The organism is Pseudomonas sp. RL_5y_Pfl2_69 (genome assembly GCF_963970465.1).
Lineage (GTDB): Bacteria > Pseudomonadota > Gammaproteobacteria > Pseudomonadales > Pseudomonadaceae > Aquipseudomonas.
The window spans coordinates 454,736-473,079 of record NZ_CAXAOU010000003.1; the positions used below are offsets into that span (position 1 = coordinate 454,736).

The window sequence follows — 18,344 nt, forward strand, 5'->3', positions numbered from 1 at the left end:
GAAGCGAGAAGCTGCGCCATCAGTCATTAACGGAGCACTGCGCCTTGGATTGGCAAACCCTGCTTAATCGCGAACGCTTGGGAAAACCTCATCACAGCCCCGAAGAGCTCGGGCGCAGCCCTTTCCACAAAGATCACGACCGGATTATCTTTTCTGGGGCATTTCGTCGCCTGGGACGCAAGACTCAAGTCCACCCGGTCAACAGCAACGATCATATCCATACCCGCCTCACCCACTCACTCGAAGTCAGCTGTGTCGGTCGTTCACTGGGCATGCGCGTGGGTGAAACAATCCGTAGCGCCTTGCCTGAATGGTGCGATCCGGCCGACCTGGGCATGGTGGTGCAATCGGCCTGCCTGGCCCATGACATTGGCAACCCGCCCTTCGGTCACTCCGGAGAGGATGCCATTCGCAACTGGTTTGAACAGGCAGCCAAACGTGGCTGGCTGGACGACATGAGTGACGTTGAACGCAATGATTTCTTGAGTTTCGAAGGCAACGCCCAGGGTTTTCGCGTGCTGACGCAGCTGGAATATCACCAATTTGATGGCGGCACGCGCCTGACCCACGCAACGCTGGGCACCTTCCTCAAGTACCCCTGGACTGCGCGCCACGCTGACTCGCTGGGCTACAAGAAGCACAAGTTCGGGTGCTACCAGAGCGAGCTGCACCTGCTCGAAGGAATCGCCCATAAACTGGGCCTGCCCCAGATAGAAGACCAGCGTTGGGCGCGCCATCCGTTGGTCTACCTGATGGAGGCGGCCGATGACATTTGCTACGCGCTGATCGACCTTGAAGATGGCCTGGAGATGGACCTGCTGCAGTACGCTGAAGTCGAGTCCCTGCTGTTGGATCTGGTGGGTGATGACTTGCCGGAAACCTACCGCCTGCTGGGCCCCGGTGATTCCCGACGACGCAAGCTGGCCATACTGCGTGGCAAGGCAATCGAGCATCTGACCAACGCTGCCGCCCAGGCCTTTGTCGAGCAACAGGATGCGCTGTTGGCCGGCACTCTGCCGGGGGATCTGGTCGAGCACATGCACGGCCCGGCCAAGCGCTGTGTACTGGATGCCAAGGACATGGCGCGCAAGAAAATCTTTCAGGACAAACGCAAGACCCTGCATGAAATCGGCGCCTATACCTCTTTGGAAATCCTGCTCAATGCCTTTTGTGGCGCCGCACTGGAGCAGCATGGAGGACGAGTTCCATCATTCAAAAATCGCCGCATTCTCGACTTGTTGGGCAATAACGCACCCGATCCGCACTGGCCACTCCATCGCTCGTTCATGCGCATCATCGATTTTATCGCCGGTATGACCGATAGCTATGCCACCGAAATGGCACGGGCAATGACGGGCCAATCCAGCCCGGGCTGATACTTGATGCCCGCCCTTGTTCAAAGGGAGGGCATTCATCCTCTCGGACTGATCGTTTCTGCCGACTGCAGGCTCCTATAAACTTTCAACCCAATCAAAAAAACAACAACCCGAATATAAGAGACACACATAAAACATTATGTAGACACAAAGAAACTTTACGTAGGATTATTCCCATGACAGTGCAAACCTCCTAACCACCACTTTAAACTCACAACTCCAAATACGACTAAAATACTCCACCACTTCAAACAAAGCGTGAGTTCACGCCTGATTTACCGTAGGAAAATTCCCATACTACGCTTGAAGGCATATCGATTCGTGCTCACGCTCTTATATCTGAGCTAAGGTGCGCGCTTTCTATGAATTAGTTTATGGGAGCGTTAATATGAACACCGTTTTTATTGTCGACGACCATCCGGTTATCCGGCTGGCCATTCGAATGTTGTTAGAACATGAAGGTTATGAAATAGTCGGAGAAACCGACAATGGCGTAGATGCAATGCAAATGATCCGGGAGTGCGTGCCAGACCTGATAATTCTCGATATCAGCATTCCAAAACTCGATGGCCTGGAAGTGTTATCACGCTTCAACACAATGAATTCAACACTTAAGACACTGGTCCTTACCGCTCAGTCTCCCAAGCTTTTTGCCATGCGCTGCATGCAATCCGGTGCTGCGGGGTACGTGTGCAAGCAAGAGGAACTGAGTGAACTTGTCAGTGCAATAAAAGCTGTATTTTCCGGCTACAATTACTTCCCAAGCCAAGCATTGACTCCTGAAAAAAATGAAACTGACAACTTCTCGGAAATTGAGCTTTTCAAACAAGTTAATGATCGGGAGCTCATGGTTCTAAAACTGTTTGCACAAGGTAAAACAAACAAGGAAATCGCCACCGGCATGTTCCTCAGCAACAAAACGGTGAGCACTTACAAAAAAAGGCTCATGCAGAAATTAAAAGCCAATTCTCTCGTAGACCTTATCGAACTGGCCAAACGTAACGCCCTGGTGTGAGAAATAGGATGCCCACGCGGTTAAACAAGTATTTATCACTGTTCGCAGGGTTGATCCTGTGTACATCAGTGTTCGCCGAGCCACCCCGCACTGAAACCTTTTCATTGCTCAGCCGCTCGGGCTCCTATCAGATGGACATCCCGCTGAATAAAGCACAGCGCTATTGGCTACAGAACAACCCCGAACTTGTAGTGGGTACGTCCACCGCAGACTACCCGCCCTTCGACATAACCGACAGCGGTCAGGACTACGAAGGTTTCACCGCCGATTACGTTGGCATTCTGGCCAAAGCCCTCAACGTTTCGATAAAAGTTCAGCGTTTTGCTTCCAGAGACGCTGCCATCAAGGCACTTGAAGAGGGACGGATCGACCTGCTCGGCACGTCAAATGGCTTCGAAGCCGCCAACCAGAACCTGTTGCTGTCCACTCCATACGCCATCGATCAGTCCGTACTGGTCACCCGGGAAGGAGAAACTCGCTCGCTCTCCCAAGGACTGGCAGGCTTGCGCCTGAGCATGGTCTACCACTATTTGCCACTCAATGAGGTCAAGGCGCTGTACCCCAAGGCAATCATTCAGTCTTACCCTTCCTATCAAAACGCCATAAACGCTGTGGCTTTCGATCAGGCCGATGTGTTTCTGGGCGACACGGTATCGACCCACTACATGATCAACAAGGGGTATCTGAAGAACATCAAAATGGCCAATTTTGGCAAGCACGAGGCCCACGGTTTCAGTTTTGCCGTACGCCGTGACAATCTGGAACTGCTCGACATCATCAATGCCACGCTCAAGGCCGTGCCCAACAGTGAACAAGAAAGCATTGCCAAACGCTGGAGCGCAGGCAGTGACATTTTACTCTCCGATCAAAAACTGCAACTGACAAACCTGGAAGAACGCTGGCTGGCTCAGCACCCGGTGGTCAAGGTAGTCGTCAACGAGACCCTGGTGCCACTGACCTTCTTTAACGCCAACGGAAATTTCAGAGGCATCACTGCCGATCTGCTGGAGATGATTCGCTTGCGTACAGGGCTGCGCTTCGAGATACAGCGCGCACAAAGCTTCAGATCCATGATCCGGATGATCAATCAACACGAAGTCGACATCATCGCCGCCATCAGCCCTTCAGTATCCCGGGAGGACACCCTCAACTTCACTCGTCCCTATCTCGTGAACTCATTTGTCCTGCTCACAGCAAAAGGCTATGAACAACCCACAAGCCTTGAGCAGCTGTCGGGTAAAAAACTGGCCTTGCCCCAAGGCAACCCCCTGACCGAATACCTGCGCAGTGAATACCCACAGATAAACCTGATTGAAACCGAGGACATACATGGCGCCACAGAACTTCTGGCCGATGGCCTGGTGCAAGGTGCGGTCAGCACCTTGGTGATTGCCAATTATTTGCTGAGTTCCGAGCTGTTTCAGGATCGTTTGCAAATCAGCGCCACCATCGGCACCCAACCCGCCACTTTCTCCCTCGCTACGGCACGAGATGCCACCGAACTGACCTCAATCCTCAACAAGGCACTGTTGAGCATTGCTCCAGATGAGCTGGGCATTATCAACAGCCGCTGGCGTGGGTACATTCCGGCATCGGACAGTTACTGGCGCAATTATCACCGTCTGATCTACCAGATCATCATTGGCACAAGCCTTCTACTGCTGCTGTCACTGGTCTGGAATGCCTATATGCGGCGTCAGATCCGCCAACGAAAAATGGCTGAACGCGCACTCAGTGATCAGTTCGAGTTCATGCGGGCGCTGGTCGATGGCACGCCTCACCCAATTTATGTGCGTGATCGAGAAGGCATTCTTAAAACCTGTAACAACAGCTACCTGGAAGCTTTTTCAGCCAAGCGAGAAGAAATCATAGGCAAAACGGTGATGCAAACCTGCAGCCTCTTGAACAACACGTATGAAGCCCATGATTATCAGGCCGACTACTTGCGGGTCATGAGTGAAGGCACACCACTTATCGTTGATCGGCCACTGAATATTGGCGACAAAACGTTCACCATCTACCACTGGATCCTTCCTTATCGGGATTCGCTGGGTGAGGTTCAGGGCATTATCGGAGGCTGGATCGATATCAGTGAACGTCGCCAGCTCCTGGATGAACTCCGCGCTGCAAAAGAGTTGGCCGATGACGCCAACCGGGCCAAAAGCACCTTTCTGGCAACCATGAGCCACGAGATTCGCACACCCATGAACGCGGTGATCGGTTTGCTTGAACTTACCTTGAAGCGTGCCGACCAGGGACATCTGGACCGTCCCTCCATTGAGGTTGCCTACAACTCGGCCAAGGACCTGCTGGAACTGATCGGCGATATTCTCGATATTGCCCGCATCGAATCCGGGCGGCTGAATCTGTCTCCTGAACGCGTCAACCTGCGATGTCTTGCAAGTTCCGTGATCAGGGTTTTTGATGGCCTGGCCCGGCAAAAAAGCCTGACCCTTTCCCTGATATTCAATCCCGAAGACAACGCCCCCGATGTACTGATCGACCCACTTCGATTCAAGCAAATCCTGACCAACCTGATCAGCAATGCAATCAAGTTCACCCAACAAGGCCAGGTAACCCTCGAACTCAACTTGCTACCCACCAACACTGCTGATCAGGTTGAACTCAAGTTGAGTGTCAAAGACACAGGCATCGGCATCAGCAAGGGCGATCAGGCACGCCTGTTTGAACCCTTCGCACAAGTGGAAAACAGCGGGCAACTCGCCCTCAACGGCGCAGGTCTCGGTCTGGTAATTTGCCGCAGCCTGTGCGAAATGATGGGCGGCAGTCTCGAACTGTGCAGCCAACCCCAGGTTGGAACCCTGGTTCAAATATCACTCAAGGTTCCAACCCTGGCACCCTCTCCGATGGTTGCAACGCAAGAACCTGCAATCAATCCGGCGGCTCGCCAACTTAATATTCTGGTAGTCGATGACCATCCCGCGAATCGGTTGCTGATGTGCCAGCAACTGGGATTTTTAGGGCATCGTTTTGCCACAGAACACGATGGTGCATCTGGACTCGAAACCTGGAAAAAGGGTGCATTCGATCTGGTCATTACTGACTGCAACATGCCTGTCATGAACGGCTATGACCTGACTCGAGCCATACGCCAGCATGAGCGGACGCTACAACAACCCCCCTGTACGGTGCTGGGGTTTACTGCAAATGCCCAACCTGAAGAGCGCCAGCGCTGCGAGCAGGCCGGGATGGACGACTGCCTGTTCAAACCCATCAGCCTGACCCTGCTGAGCCAACGAATAACAACCCTTGAGCCACTTTACCCTTGCTCGCAGGTGTTCAACGTTGAATGCCTTTACTCACTTTCAGGACACAACACCGTACAGACCCGACGCCTGCTGGAAGAGCTGATACGCAGTAACCGGCAGGATCTCAAAGCGTTGCTTGAGATTCCTGACAACGGGGAGTTGCAAGCATTTGGCGACATTGCTCACCGGATAAAAGGCGCGGCCCGCATTGTGGGAGCCAATACCCTGATCACGCAGTGTGAAGCGCTGGAGCAGGCAAACCGGGCCAACCTCACCCAGGCTCGCCATCGGGTACAAGGCGCCTTGCAGGAACTCGAACAGGCGTTGACCCGGCAACTTGAAAAGCTGGCTAACAACACCTGAACCGCCGGCTGAACCGGACCAAAAAATGAGCAATTTGGCCCGGTTTTACTATGCTTACATGCACCAGCACGCTTTTGTCTGCGGAGAAAACGCTCATGCGCAACACTGCGCACTCCCACAAACGCCAGTTCCCTTTGCATGTCCACATCAGTGCGATGTTTACATTTTTGTTGCTTATGCTCGGCGTGGTGCTGGGCGTTTTTAACTATCTACAAACCACCCACATCATTCTAGACAGCAGTAAAAAGCTGTTCGGCTATATCGAACAGGATGTGCAGCATGATTTGCTCAATGCCTACCAACCCATAAGGCACGCACTGAACCTGTTGATTCTCAATCCTGATGCCATGACTGATCGAGTCGAACTGAGAATGGGGCTGTTGCAGCCCTTCGTACAAACCCTCGAAGACAACCACACCCTGTCTGCTTTGTTCCTGGGAGACGACAACGGAAACTTTTTCCTGGTCAGGCCTTTGCGCAATCAAGCGGTCAGGCTGCAGTTGCACGCACCGCCACAAGCGAATTACGAAGTCTGGTCGATAAAACGCTCGGAACCAAACGGTACGGTTGAGTCAAAAAAAATATACCTGGATGAACATTTGACCCAGTTGGAAGAGCGAAACATCCCGGATGAAACCTATGACCCCCGCACCCGAAAATGGTTTATCCCGGTGCACGCCGACAACAATCAAGCCACCACCAGCCCCTATTTGTTTTTTTCCACCCGGGAAGTGGGCACCACCTTAGCCAGACGCAGCGCTACGAATACAGTGATGGGTGCCGACGTAACCCTGTCTCAGCTGTCCAGCACCCTCGCCAGCCATCAGACAACGCCCGGTACGCAAATCGTTCTATTCGATGGCGATGGCCGGGCGATCGCCTATCCGGATTTCAACAAACTGTTAACCGCCCAGGATCCCGCAAAACTGCCCAAAGTCTCGGAATTAAGCCCGGCCCTGAGCTATTTGATCGAGCAGGGTGCAACCGCCGAGCAGCGCCTGAACGACGGTCATCGCCAATGGATCACGTCACAATTCAAGGTGGACGACGGCGGCTCCAATGGTTTGCAACTGGCCATGATGGTCCCGGAAGACGAACTGCTGGCAGATGCCTATCAGTTGCGATGGCAAGGTGCTGTGGTGACGCTGGTCGCCCTCCTCCTGTGCGTACCCATGGGTTGGGTGACGTCACGATTACTGGTCAAACCCTTGCAGGCGCTGGTGCGTGAGGCCGATGCCATTCGGCGGTTTGATTTCAACTACGCGCCCAGGAAGCAGTCGCCCGTGCTTGAAATCGACCAGCTGGAAGCCTCCATGGGACGAATGAGACAAACGCTCGCCAGTTTTTTTGAAATCACCTCCAGCCTCTCTGCTCACACCCGATTTGAACCTTTGTTGCAGTCAGTCCTGTTTGAGACGCTCAAAATTGCGCAGGCACAGGCCGGGCTCATCTACCTTGCAAAAACCGACAGTACGCAGCTGGAGCTAAAAGGCTTGATCATGAATGGCCAGCCCCAGGACCTCACAACCCAGCCGCAGTCGGTATTAGACCCTGACGATAGCCAGAGCCCCGAATGGCTGCGCGCACTTTTCGAAGGCCATGACAGTGTGGCCCGCGCACTCACTCTCGAGCAGGCTGGCGACTTGCAACCCCTGATGCACGAACTGGGCAGCCAGAGCATCCATCTGATCGGCATTCGCCTGCACAACCGCCACGGCGAGACCGTCGGCATTCTGGTTCTGGTGTTGAACAACAGTGGCTCGCTTGACGATCAGGATCATCTGCGGGCTGACCGGATTGCCTTTATCCAGGCGGTGTCAGGCACGGCTGCGGTCGCCATTGAGAGCCAGCGCCTGCAAGCACGGCAAAAGCAGTTACTGGATGCTTTGATTCAACTGCTGGCTGGAGCCATTGACGCCAAAAGCCCGTATACGGCAAGCCATTGCCAGCGAGTTCCAACCCTCACGCTGATGCTGGCCCAAGCGGCGGCGGCGAGCCAGCAGCCACCGTTTGAGCAGTACAACCCCTCGGACGAACAATGGGAGGCCCTGCGCATCGCGGCCTGGCTACACGACTGCGGCAAGGTCACAACGCCGGAGTATGTGGTCGACAAGGCCACCAAGCTTGAAACCTTGTACGACCGCATTCACGAGATCCGCACCCGTTTTGAAGTGCTCAAGCGCGATGCATGGATCAACTACTGGCAAGCGCGCGCCCTGGGCGGCAATGATCAACAACTCACGGAGCAGCGCGACACCTGCTTGTCGGCGCTGGATGACGATTTTGCCTTTGTCGCCCAATGCAATGTGGGAGGTGAAGCCATGATGGAAGCTGATCTTGAGCGTTTGAACGCCATTTCACGACGCACATGGAGCCGGACTCTGGACGATCGGCTTGGGGTGTCCTGGGAAGAGCACAAACGCCAGTCCACCCGCGAGGAACAAGCCTTGCCGGTCACAGAGCGATTGCTCGCCGACAAACCGGAGCACCTGTTCATCCGGCCTGAAGCCGACGTGATTGCTGCGCAAAACCCTTGGGGCTTCAAACTCGACGTGCCGCACTACAAGTTCAACCGCGGCGAACTGTACAACTTGAGCATCAAGCGCGGCACATTGACCAATGAGGAACGCTACATCATCAATAATCACATCGTTCAAACCATCCTGATGCTCAGCAGCCTGCCCCTGCCCAGTTACCTGAGCAACATCGCGGAGATCGCAGGTGGACATCACGAAAAAATGGACGGCAGCGGTTATCCAAAACGCTTGAAGCGTGAGGAGATGAGCCTGGAGTCGCGGATGATGGCGATTGCCGACATTTTCGAGGCACTGACCGCTTCGGATCGCCCCTATAAACGCAGCAAGACGTTAAGTGAGGCCCTGAGCATCATGGCCACGATGTGCCGCGATGCCCATATTGACCCCCAACTGTTCGCGCTGTTTATGCACGAACAGGTGTTTATGCAGTACGCCCGGCAGTTTCTCGAACCGGAACAAATCGATTCAGTCGACATCGATGCGCTCATGCTCAAGGCCGGGCTGACGACTTGACCGGTATCAGCAATCGCTCAGACGTAGAAAGATCGCAGCCAGTGCTTCAATGCCTTGCTGGTCCTGCTCGCTGAACCGCCCGACACTTGGGCTGTCCAGATCGAGCACACCGATCAGCCGGCCATCCTTGATCAGCGGAACGACCAGCTCACTGTTGGAAGCGCTGTCGCAAGCGATATGCCCGGCAAATGCGTGAACATCCTCAACCCGCTGTGTTTGCCTGCTCGCAGCCGCGGCCCCGCAAACGCCACGTCCGAAAGGAATCCGGACACAGGCGATCTGCCCCTGGAACGGGCCCAGCACCAACTCTTCATTGCGGTTGAGGTAAAACCCTGCCCAGTTCAGATCATCAAGCTGGTGAAACAAAAATGCCGAAAATTGCGCGGCATTGGCAATAAAGTCCCGCTCATCCGCCAACAACGACTCCAGTTGAGCCTGCAACAAGGTGTAGCCGTTCAGACCGGCACCTGTGGCATTCAAATCAATCATTCACTTGCTCCAACAATTTCAAACCCACCCAGTAACGCGCGAACTGATAGGCGCAACGGCCGTTGCGATTGCCTCGCCCGGTCGCCCAGCGCACGGCAAGAATATCCAGCGCTTCGTCGCGTTGCCACTGCAAACCGGCTTTGCTGGCCAATACGTCGATCCAGTGCTCGACCACACTCAGGAAGTGCTCCTGGGTAAAGGGATAGAACGACAGCCAGAGGCCGAAACGGTCGGACAAGGCAATCTTGTCCTCTACAGCCTCGTTGGGATGAAGCTCACCGTCGACGTTCTTCCAGTTTTCGTTGTCGCTCTCTTTTTCAGGCACCAGATGGCGACGGTTCGAGGTTGCGTAAAGCAACACGTTATCCGGCGCTTGCTCCAGGGAGCCATCGAGGACGCTTTTCAGCACCCGGTAATCGCTTTCGCCAGCCTCGAAGGACAAGTCATCGCAAAACAATACAAAACGTTGAGGCAAGCCCTGCAACAGTTCGACCACTCGCGGTAGATCGGCCAGATGATCGCGCTCGATTTCAATCAGGCGCAGCCCGGCATCTGCGTGCTCCGCCAGCAAGGCACGAATGATCGATGACTTGCCCGTACCCCGTGATCCCCATAACAGGGCATGGTTGGCTGGCAAACCGTCGAGAAACTGCCGGGTGTTGCGACCCAACTGATCACGCTGATTATCAATGCCGATAAGGTCCGCAAGGCGCATTTCAAGACTGACCTGCAACGGCAGCAGGTAACCGGAGCGACCTTCACGCTGCCAACGGGCAGCCAGGCACTCGTGCCACTCAATCGGTTCACGCTGCGCTGGCAGCAAGGGTTCAAGACGTGCAAGGACCGCTTCGGCACGCTCCAAAAAGGCATCCAGTTTAGAATTCACAACATTTCCTCAGACTGATACACAATGATGGCATATTGATATGACGTACATTTATCCGCCATCAACGACATGACTCACCCGGTTTGCGGCAAATACCGCAGTTATACCTGCCGGTTGTCCTACACATCGACTACTCTTGCACGCCGCAAGGAAATGGAAACAGGTGCAGCACCCCATGGATATAAAACTCACCCATCGCCTGTCTTTCAAACAAGCAAAACTGACTGTGCTGGTCGGCCTGGTTCTCGGATCCATCCTTAGCCTGCTACAAATCGGCATCGATTATGCCAGTGAAAACGCCGCCATCAATCGCGAAATCCAGTCCCTGCTTGAGATCAGCCACAACCCGGCATCGCGCATTGCCTACAACCTCGACTCAGAGCTGGCACAAGAGCTTTTGCTCGGTCTGTTGCGATCACCGGCGATCACCGGCGCACAACTTGTCGACAGCGACAATGTGGTCCTGGCCGCTGTTCAGGATCAGCCTGAAAGCGGGCGTTATCGAGCACTCAGCGATTATTTGTTTGGTTCCAATCGCTCATTTGACCAACGACTGTACTTCAATCACTTGCCTGAACAAAGCATCGGGGTTTTACACCTCGAGGTGGATACCTATCCCTTCGGGAAGCGTTTTTTGCAGCGCGCGGAAGTCACGCTGCTCAGCGGTTTCATTCGCAGCATCATCCTGACCTTTATCCTCTTGGGCCTGTTTTACGTCATGCTGACCAAGCCGCTGGTACGGGTGATTCGACAGATAAGCCAGCGTCAGCCCGGTGACCCTGGCCAATCGAAGGTGCAGTACCCTTGCGGCCATGAAGACGATGAAATCGGTGTGCTGGTCAACGCCGCCAATCAACAGTTCGAGGCGATGGCCCGTGAAATGGAGTATCGGCGCCGCGCTGAAAACAGCCTCACCGAGTACTTGGCGCAACTGGAAACCATCGTCTCGGTGCGCACCAAAGAGCTGGAAACCATCAACGAACAACTGCGTCACTCCAATGAAGAGCTGGAGTCTGCGCGCAGCACTGCACTGGAAATGGCCCAGGCACGGTCTGCCTTTCTGGCCAACATGAGCCACGAAATACGCACCCCGCTCAATGGCTTGCTGGGCATGCTGGCTCTGTGCCTGGACAGCCCGCTCAATGCCGAGCAACACCAGCAACTGTCCATAGCCCACGACTCTGGCAAAGTCCTGGTCGAACTGCTCAATGACATTCTCGACCTGTCGAAATTCGATGCCGGCCAACTGGAACTCGAACACATTGCCTTCGACCTGGGTTCGCTGATCGAAGACACTGCCAACCTGCTATCGCAGAATGCAGCCCCCAGCGTGGAGCTGACGTGCCTGATCGACCCGAACTTCCCGGCATTGGTGCTGGGTGACCCGACACGGGTGCGCCAGATCGTCAGCAATCTGCTATCCAATGCCCTGAAATTCACCCGGTTCGGACGGGTGGATGTGCGCCTCAGCGCACAGGGCGATCAGGTACGCATCGAGGTGTGCGACACCGGCATCGGCATTGCCCAAGATGCTCAGGCGCGAATTTTCAGCCCTTTTACCCAGGCTGGAGCCAGCATTACCCGTCAGTTTGGGGGCACAGGGCTGGGGCTGACCCTGACCAACAGCTTGTGCGAGGTCATGCACGGACGACTGACCATCAGTTCGGAAATCGGTTTTGGCAGCCAGTTCTGTGCCGAACTGCCTTTGCCTTGCTACGCCCCCGCCATCACGCCCAAACCACTGTCCGGGCGGGTTATTGTGGTGAGCGCGGCGAGCAGCGGCCTGAGCGAGTTGCTTGCCAGCTTTTTGCCAGTGTGGGGGCTCGACTACACACACTATTCACTGGACGCCTGCCTGGACGGCACAGACCCTCATCTGTTGATTACTGATTGCCCCGAATGCCTGTTTGGCCTGCGGCCTGCAATCAGCGCACCGATCCTGCTGGTCACTGCCTATGGCAACTTCATGCCCAGTGATCAGGTCAGTGCACTGGCACCCCTGCAGCAAAAAGCCAGGCCGCTATCGCGCCATGCGCTGTATCAAACCTTGCAGTATCTGCTACAGAAAAACGATCAAGACATCCCGGCGGATCGGACCAGCAGCACGCCTGTCTCGCACCGCGCACGGATTCTGTTGGTCGAAGACAACCCGGTCAACCAACTCGTGGCCAAGGGTATGTTGAGCAAATTGGGGTGTGACGTAGTCGTAGCGGCCCACGGCGGCGAGGCGCTGAAACAATTGGAGCAGAGAACCTTTGATCTGGTGTTGATGGACTGCAACATGCCGGTAATGGACGGCTATGAGGCCACCCGACAAATTCGTCACCGTGGGCGCTGGCCAAAGTTACCCATCGTCGCCCTGACCGCCAATGCAATGCCCGAAGAGCGCGAGCGCTGCCGCTCGGCGGGGATGAACGACTATCTGGCCAAACCGTTCAGGCGCGAAGAGCTGGCTGCGCTGATCGATACCTGGGTGCCGCAAACAGCCTGAAAAGGCATTGCCTGTAGTACCTGGTTTAACTGGCGAGCCGCCGCGTATGCTTTTGCGACGGCTGCGCCGCCGGACGCAGCCTCGCTCCGCGAGTCAGCGGCTACAAGGACTCAGAGCGACAACGGCTTAGCGCAGTAACGCCTCGATATCCGACTTGAGCGCCTCCGGCTTGGTGGTCGGGGCATAACGCTTGATGCTTTTGCCATCGCCACTGATCAGGAACTTGGTGAAATTCCACTTGATACCCTGGGAGCCCAGCAGCCCGGGCGCACGTTTCTTGAGCTGGACAAACAGCGGATGGGCCTGGCTGCCATTGACGTCCACTTTTTTGAACAGCGGGAACGTCACGCCAAAATTCAACTCGCAGAACTCAGAGATGGCGGCTTCGTCACCCGGCTCCTGTTGCCCAAACTGATTACACGGGAATCCCAGAATCACCAGGCCCTGATCCCTGTACTGCTGCCACAGGGCTTCGAGCCCCTTGTACTGCGGGGTAAATCCACATTTGCTCGCGGTATTGACCACCAGCAACGCTTTACCCCCGTAGTCCGCCAGGGTTTTAGGCTCGCCGCCAAGAGTGGTGCATGCAACATTGAGCAGATTGTCGTTCATGACGGCGCCTCAAAATTAGTCGCGGGGAACCAGGTCCAGGCACACCGAGTTGATGCAGTAGCGCAGACCGGTGGGTGGCGGACCGTCGGGAAACACATGCCCCAAATGCGCATCACACTTGGCGCAGACCACTTCGGTACGCACCATGCCGTGGCTGACGTCACGGATCTCGACCATCGCGCTTTCGCCAATCGGCTGATAGAAGCTCGGCCAGCCGCAGCCTGAATCAAACTTGGCGCGCGAATCAAACAACGGCTCCTGGCAGCAGATACAGTGATAAACACCGTCGGTTTTAGTGGCGTTGTATTTACCCGAAAACGGCCGTTCAGTGCCCTTGAGGCGGCACACGTTGTATTGCTCCGGATCGAGCATGGCCTTCCATTCGTCCAGGGTTTTGTTCAACTTTTCCATGGTTCTGCCTCTGCAACTGAAAAACCCCGATCGGTGGCTTTTCCAGGGGTCGGGTGGCACGTATGATTGCGCCTCGTTAAACGCCAGTCTGGCACCCGCACTAGTTGCATTCAAACGGATTATTGAAGCAAGCCGGTGTCAGCCACTGTGTGAAAACACAGAATTTCCCAGAGCCGTGATCATCACATTGCCTGGATCGTTCATTTTCGGGATCACATCGCCATGCAGGTCAGCAAATCAAACAAGCTCGCCAACGTCTGTTATGACATTCGCGGCCCAGTGCTCAAGCACGCCAAACGTCTGGAGGAGGAAGGTCATCGCATCCTCAAGCTGAATATCGGCAACCCGGCCCCCTTTGGTTTTGAAGCGCCGGACGAAATCCTTCAGGACGTAATCCGCAACCTGCCGACCGCCCAGGGCTACAGCGACTCCAAAGGCCTGTTCAGCGCGCGCAAGGCCGTGATGCAGTACTACCAGCAAAAGCAGGTGGAAGGTGTCGGCATTGAAGACATCTACCTGGGCAACGGCGTCTCCGAGTTGATCGTGATGTCGCTGCAAGCGCTGCTCAACAATGGCGACGAAGTCCTGGTGCCAGCACCCGACTACCCGCTGTGGACCGCTGCCGTGACTCTGGCCGGTGGTCACCCCGTGCACTACCTGTGCGACGAGCAAGCCAACTGGTGGCCTGATCTGGAGGATATAAAAGCCCGGATCACCCCTAACACCAAAGCCATGGTCATTATCAATCCGAACAACCCGACGGGTGCGGTGTACTCCAAGGAAGTCCTGCTGGGCATGCTGGAGATTGCGCGCCAGCACAACCTGGTGGTGTTCTCGGACGAGATCTACGACAAGATCCTGTACGACGACGCTGTGCACATCTGCACCGCTTCGCTGGCCCCGGACGTGCTGTGCCTGACCTTCAACGGCCTGTCCAAGTCGTACCGGGTCGCGGGTTTCCGCTCGGGCTGGATCGCCATCTCCGGGCCCAAGCAAAATGCCCAAAGCTACATTGAAGGCATCGACATGCTGGCCAACATGCGCCTGTGTGCCAACGTACCCAGCCAGCATGCCATCCAGACTGCACTTGGTGGCTACCAGAGCATCAACGACCTGGTCCTGCCCAACGGCCGCCTGCTGGAACAGCGTAACCGCACCTGGGAGTTGCTCAACGACATCCCCGGCGTCAGCTGCGTGAAGCCGATGGGTGCTCTATACGCATTCCCGCGTATCGACCCCAAGATGTGCCCGATCCTCAACGACGAGAAGTTCGTTCTGGACCTGCTGCTCTCGGAAAAACTGCTGGTGGTTCAAGGCACGGCATTCAACTGGCCTTGGCCTGACCACTTCCGCGTCGTGACCCTGCCCCGTGTTGACGAACTGGATATGGCCATCGGCCGGATCGGTAACTTCCTGAAGACTTACCGTCAGTAACGTCTGAACATGCTGTGCGACCAATCAAAAGTCGCACAGCATGTGTCTGATGAAACATTCTTCACATGCCGTCTTTCCCTACCCGCACTCTCCTTTTTAAAAAAACCAAAATCGTTAAAGCCCTTTATTTACTGGCTTTGGGTGGAACTTTTGTTCAAAAAAAGTGCTCATTCAGATTAGGAAATGTCGGGCATGCCACTAGAATCAGCCTGTAGGACACAGTTTGAAATAGTCACCCGGTTGAATAGCCTGAGGCGGCACCTTATATACCCGCATACGGCAACACCCTTAAGACGAGGAGATTCTTACAACCATGATGCGCATTCTGCTGTTTTTGGCCACTAACCTGGCGGTCGTGCTGATTGCCAGCATCACCCTGAGCCTGTTCGGCTTTGACGGGTTCATGGCGGCCAACGGGGTTGATCTGAACCTCAGTCAGCTGTTGGTGTTCTGTGCGGTCTTTGGTTTTGCAGGGTCTTTGTTCTCGCTATTCATCTCCAAATGGATGGCGAAGATGAGCACCAGCACCCAGGTGATCACTCAACCTCGCACTCGTCATGAACAATGGTTGATGCAAACCGTTGAACAACTGTCCCGCGAAGCCGGGATCAAAATGCCCGAGGTGGGAATTTTCCCGGCATATGAAGCCAACGCTTTTGCCACGGGCTGGAATAAAAACGATGCGCTGGTCGCTGTCAGCCAAGGTTTGCTGGAGCGTTTTTCGCCAGATGAAGTAAAAGCCGTACTGGCACACGAAATCGGTCACGTTGCCAACGGTGACATGGTGACCCTGGCACTGGTGCAAGGCGTGGTGAACACCTTCGTGATGTTCTTCGCCCGGATCATCGGCAACTTTGTCGACAAGGTGATTTTCAAGAACGACGAAGGCCGCGGCATTGCCTACTACGTTGCGACCATCTTCGCTGAACTGGTCCTGGGTTTCCTGGCCAGCGCCATCGTGATGTGGTTCTCGCGCAAACGCGAGTTCCGGGCTGACGAAGCCGGTGCACAGCTTGCTGGCACGTCGGCCATGATCAGTGCCCTGCAGCGCTTGCGCTCCGAACAGGGTCTACCGGTTCACATGCCGGACACCATGGCTGCTTTTGGCATCAACGGCGGCCTCAAACAAGGCCTGGCGCGGATGTTCATGAGCCACCCGCCACTGGAAGAACGTATCGATGCACTGCGTCGCCGCGGCTAACCCCACGGCAACCAAAGAAAAGGGCGACTGAGGTCGCCCTTTTTCATGCCCGCATTCAGGCCTTGCCGGTTTTTTCCAGGCGATAGACCCGCTCCACCAGACGCGTCACACCGCCCTTGAGGAACTTCCATTCCTGGTCGAGTACATCCGGCTCCTCGACGACTTCCAGCGCCCAGTCAGGCGACAGCAGGCGCTGTACTTCGGCGTCCGGCACCGAGAACGGCGGGCCATTCATCTGAGACTGGTCGTAATCGAGCGTGATCAACAGCCCCTGGCATCCCGGCGTGAGGATTTTCGTCAGATGCCGAGCGTAGGCTTCGCGCATGTCGGGGGGAAACGCGATCATCGCTGCCCGGTCATACACCCCCACACACGTGGCGACATCGGCCGCAGTCAGTGCAAAGACATCACCGCACAAGATCGTCACAGGGCCCGCCTCATACACCCTGAAGGCGCCCCGCTGGCTAATCTGCGGCTCGACCTTCTGCTCACTGAAAAACTGCTCCACGGCCGTCTGCGTGAGCTCTACGCCCAGCACCTCGTAGCCGTTGGCCGCCAGCCAGCTCAAATCCAGGCTCTTTCCACATAGCGGCACCAGCACACGGCCGCCCTGCTCAAGCCCAAGGGTGGGCCACAGGCGCTGAAGATACGGATTGGCCTGCTGCAGGTGAAAACCGATCTGATTGCGGTCCCAGCGGTCGTGCCAAAATTCGGGCTGCATGATTCACCTTTAAATTCGATAGATAAGCACTAAAACTTATATTGGATTTAGATCAATGATCAGGACGAAGATGAGACATCTTAACCTTGAGGGTGTTTTTCATGCTTCCCAGCCTGTTCATCTCCCACGGTTCGCCAATGCTAGCACTGGAACCGGGCGCCAGTGGCCCGGCGCTCACGCGCCTGGCCAACGAACTGCCCCGCCCGAAAGCCATCGTGCTGGTATCCGCGCACTGGGAAAGCCCTGATCTAAGGGTCGCCAGCCATCACGCACCTGAAACCTGGCACGACTTTGGTGGTTTTCCGCCCGCATTGTTTGCCGTGCAATACCCTGCACCCGGGGATCCGGCGCTGGCCGCCCGCATTGTTCAAATGCTTGCAGACAAAGGCTTACCGGCCCGGCTGGACCCCAATCGCCCTTTTGACCACGGTGCCTGGGTGCCACTGTCATTGATGTACCCGGCAGCCGATATTCCTGTGGTCCAGGTTTCACTGCCCAGCCAATTGGGCCCGAAAGCCCAGACCGAGACAGGACGCGCCCTGGGCACCTTGAGAAATGAAGGCATCCTGATCATCGGCTCGGGCAGCATCACCCACAACCTGCGCGAACTGGACTGGCACGCTGGCCCAGAGAGCATAGAGCCCTGGGCCAAAGCCTTTCGTGACTGGATGATCGAGACACTGGCCTCTGACGACGAAACGATGCTGCACGACTACCGAAAACTGGCGCCCTTTGCAGCCAAAAATCATCCCAGCGATGAACACCTGCTGCCACTGTACTTCGCCCGGGGCGCAGGTGGCCCGTTCAGCATTGCCCACCAGGGCTGGACACTGGGTGCGCTGGGGATGGACATCTATAGATTTGGTTGAATCCGGGCCCGTAGTCGCTGCCGAGGAACGAAGGCTGCGAGCTCTTCATCTTGGGCGCTGCGCAATAAAAGCTCGCAGCCTTCGTTCCTCGGCAGCGACTACAAATCACGGACAAAAAAAATCCCCGAACCAGTCGGGGATTTTTTCAGCGATCAAT

At 55.6% G+C, this 18,344-nt stretch carries 13 protein-coding genes; 8 read left to right on the forward strand and 5 right to left on the reverse strand.

From position 1 onward, the window contains the following. The first annotated feature begins 44 nt into the window (after window positions 1–44). The 4 genes from AACY07_RS08220 (at window position 45) to AACY07_RS08235 (ending at window position 9,073) form a co-directional block, all read left to right on the forward strand. The gene (locus AACY07_RS08220; protein ID WP_339474308.1) at window positions 45–1,376 is read left to right on the forward strand and encodes a deoxyguanosinetriphosphate triphosphohydrolase; all 1,332 of its coding nucleotides are present in this window, start codon (window positions 45–47) and stop codon (window positions 1,374–1,376) included. A 388-nt stretch (window positions 1,377–1,764) separates the two neighbouring features. Continuing rightward, on the forward strand, window positions 1,765–2,391 hold the full coding sequence (locus AACY07_RS08225) for a response regulator transcription factor (protein ID WP_219262499.1): 627 nt from the start codon (window positions 1,765–1,767) through the stop codon (window positions 2,389–2,391). An 8-nt stretch (window positions 2,392–2,399) separates the two neighbouring features. Further along, the gene (locus tag AACY07_RS08230) at window positions 2,400–6,023 is read left to right on the forward strand and encodes a transporter substrate-binding domain-containing protein (protein ID WP_339474310.1); all 3,624 of its coding nucleotides are present in this window, start codon (window positions 2,400–2,402) and stop codon (window positions 6,021–6,023) included. A 95-nt stretch (window positions 6,024–6,118) separates the two neighbouring features. Continuing rightward, window positions 6,119–9,073, forward strand: coding sequence for an HD domain-containing phosphohydrolase (locus AACY07_RS08235; RefSeq protein WP_339474311.1), 2,955 nt, complete (start codon window positions 6,119–6,121; stop codon window positions 9,071–9,073). Window positions 9,074–9,079: 6 nt separating this feature from the next. Here the strand turns inward: AACY07_RS08235 and AACY07_RS08240 are convergent, their stop codons facing one another. Further along, window positions 9,080–9,562 carry a GAF domain-containing protein gene (locus tag AACY07_RS08240; protein ID WP_339474312.1) on the reverse strand — a complete coding sequence of 161 codons (483 nt, stop codon included), beginning with the start codon at window positions 9,560–9,562 and terminating at the stop codon, window positions 9,080–9,082. Then, window positions 9,555–10,448 (reverse strand): ATP-binding protein, encoded by an 894-nt coding sequence (locus tag AACY07_RS08245; RefSeq protein ID WP_133077861.1) that lies wholly within the window; start codon window positions 10,446–10,448, stop codon window positions 9,555–9,557. The genes AACY07_RS08240 and AACY07_RS08245 overlap by 8 nt, the downstream gene beginning before the upstream one ends. 175 nt (window positions 10,449–10,623) lie before the next feature. On the opposite strand from AACY07_RS08245, the gene AACY07_RS08250 reads away from it, so the two are divergent. Beyond that, window positions 10,624–12,939 (forward strand): response regulator, encoded by a 2,316-nt coding sequence (locus AACY07_RS08250; protein ID WP_339474313.1) that lies wholly within the window; start codon window positions 10,624–10,626, stop codon window positions 12,937–12,939. A gap of 126 nt (window positions 12,940–13,065) precedes the next feature. On the opposite strand, the gene AACY07_RS08255 is transcribed toward AACY07_RS08250, so the two are convergent. Together AACY07_RS08255 and msrB are read right to left on the reverse strand one after the other, a co-directional pair. Next, window positions 13,066–13,551: a glutathione peroxidase gene (locus AACY07_RS08255; protein WP_326425728.1), complete on the reverse strand. Its 486-nt coding sequence runs from the start codon at window positions 13,549–13,551 to the stop codon at window positions 13,066–13,068. Window positions 13,552–13,566: 15 nt separating this feature from the next. Further along, a complete protein-coding gene (gene msrB / locus AACY07_RS08260; protein WP_133077864.1) occupies window positions 13,567–13,962 on the reverse strand; it encodes a peptide-methionine (R)-S-oxide reductase MsrB in 396 nt (131 codons plus the stop codon). A gap of 222 nt (window positions 13,963–14,184) precedes the next feature. Between msrB and AACY07_RS08265 the strand changes: the two genes are divergently transcribed. Next, window positions 14,185–15,396: a pyridoxal phosphate-dependent aminotransferase gene (locus tag AACY07_RS08265; RefSeq protein WP_339474316.1), complete on the forward strand. Its 1,212-nt coding sequence runs from the start codon at window positions 14,185–14,187 to the stop codon at window positions 15,394–15,396. Window positions 15,397–15,709: 313 nt separating this feature from the next. Then, the gene (gene htpX, locus AACY07_RS08270) at window positions 15,710–16,597 is read left to right on the forward strand and encodes a protease HtpX (RefSeq protein WP_133077865.1); all 888 of its coding nucleotides are present in this window, start codon (window positions 15,710–15,712) and stop codon (window positions 16,595–16,597) included. A gap of 55 nt (window positions 16,598–16,652) precedes the next feature. Here the strand turns inward: htpX and AACY07_RS08275 are convergent, their stop codons facing one another. Then, window positions 16,653–17,318, reverse strand: coding sequence for a thiopurine S-methyltransferase (locus AACY07_RS08275; protein WP_339474318.1), 666 nt, complete (start codon window positions 17,316–17,318; stop codon window positions 16,653–16,655). 101 nt (window positions 17,319–17,419) lie between these two features. Here AACY07_RS08275 and AACY07_RS08280 point away from each other — a divergent pair, with 101 nt between their 5' ends. Then, window positions 17,420–18,187: a DODA-type extradiol aromatic ring-opening family dioxygenase gene (locus tag AACY07_RS08280; RefSeq protein WP_339474319.1), complete on the forward strand. Its 768-nt coding sequence runs from the start codon at window positions 17,420–17,422 to the stop codon at window positions 18,185–18,187. Window positions 18,188–18,344: the final 157 nt, after the last annotated feature.

What these genes read in the sequence shown, in the direction of transcription:
- AACY07_RS08240 (WP_339474312.1), bottom strand. Translation starts at nt 9,562, where the DNA reads ATGATTGATTTGAATGCCACAGGTGCCGGTCTGAACGGCTACACCTTG.
- AACY07_RS08250 (WP_339474313.1), top strand. Translation starts at nt 10,624, where the DNA reads ATGGATATAAAACTCACCCATCGCCTGTCTTTCAAACAAGCAAAACTG.
- AACY07_RS08275 (WP_339474318.1), bottom strand. Translation starts at nt 17,318, where the DNA reads ATGCAGCCCGAATTTTGGCACGACCGCTGGGACCGCAATCAGATCGGT.
- AACY07_RS08225 (WP_219262499.1), top strand. Translation starts at nt 1,765, where the DNA reads ATGAACACCGTTTTTATTGTCGACGACCATCCGGTTATCCGGCTGGCC.
- AACY07_RS08265 (WP_339474316.1), top strand. Translation starts at nt 14,185, where the DNA reads ATGCAGGTCAGCAAATCAAACAAGCTCGCCAACGTCTGTTATGACATT.
- AACY07_RS08230 (WP_339474310.1), top strand. Translation starts at nt 2,400, where the DNA reads ATGCCCACGCGGTTAAACAAGTATTTATCACTGTTCGCAGGGTTGATC.
- AACY07_RS08255 (WP_326425728.1), bottom strand. Translation starts at nt 13,551, where the DNA reads ATGAACGACAATCTGCTCAATGTTGCATGCACCACTCTTGGCGGCGAG.
- AACY07_RS08280 (WP_339474319.1), top strand. Translation starts at nt 17,420, where the DNA reads ATGCTTCCCAGCCTGTTCATCTCCCACGGTTCGCCAATGCTAGCACTG.
- msrB (WP_133077864.1), bottom strand. Translation starts at nt 13,962, where the DNA reads ATGGAAAAGTTGAACAAAACCCTGGACGAATGGAAGGCCATGCTCGAT.
- AACY07_RS08235 (WP_339474311.1), top strand. Translation starts at nt 6,119, where the DNA reads ATGCGCAACACTGCGCACTCCCACAAACGCCAGTTCCCTTTGCATGTC.
- htpX (WP_133077865.1), top strand. Translation starts at nt 15,710, where the DNA reads ATGATGCGCATTCTGCTGTTTTTGGCCACTAACCTGGCGGTCGTGCTG.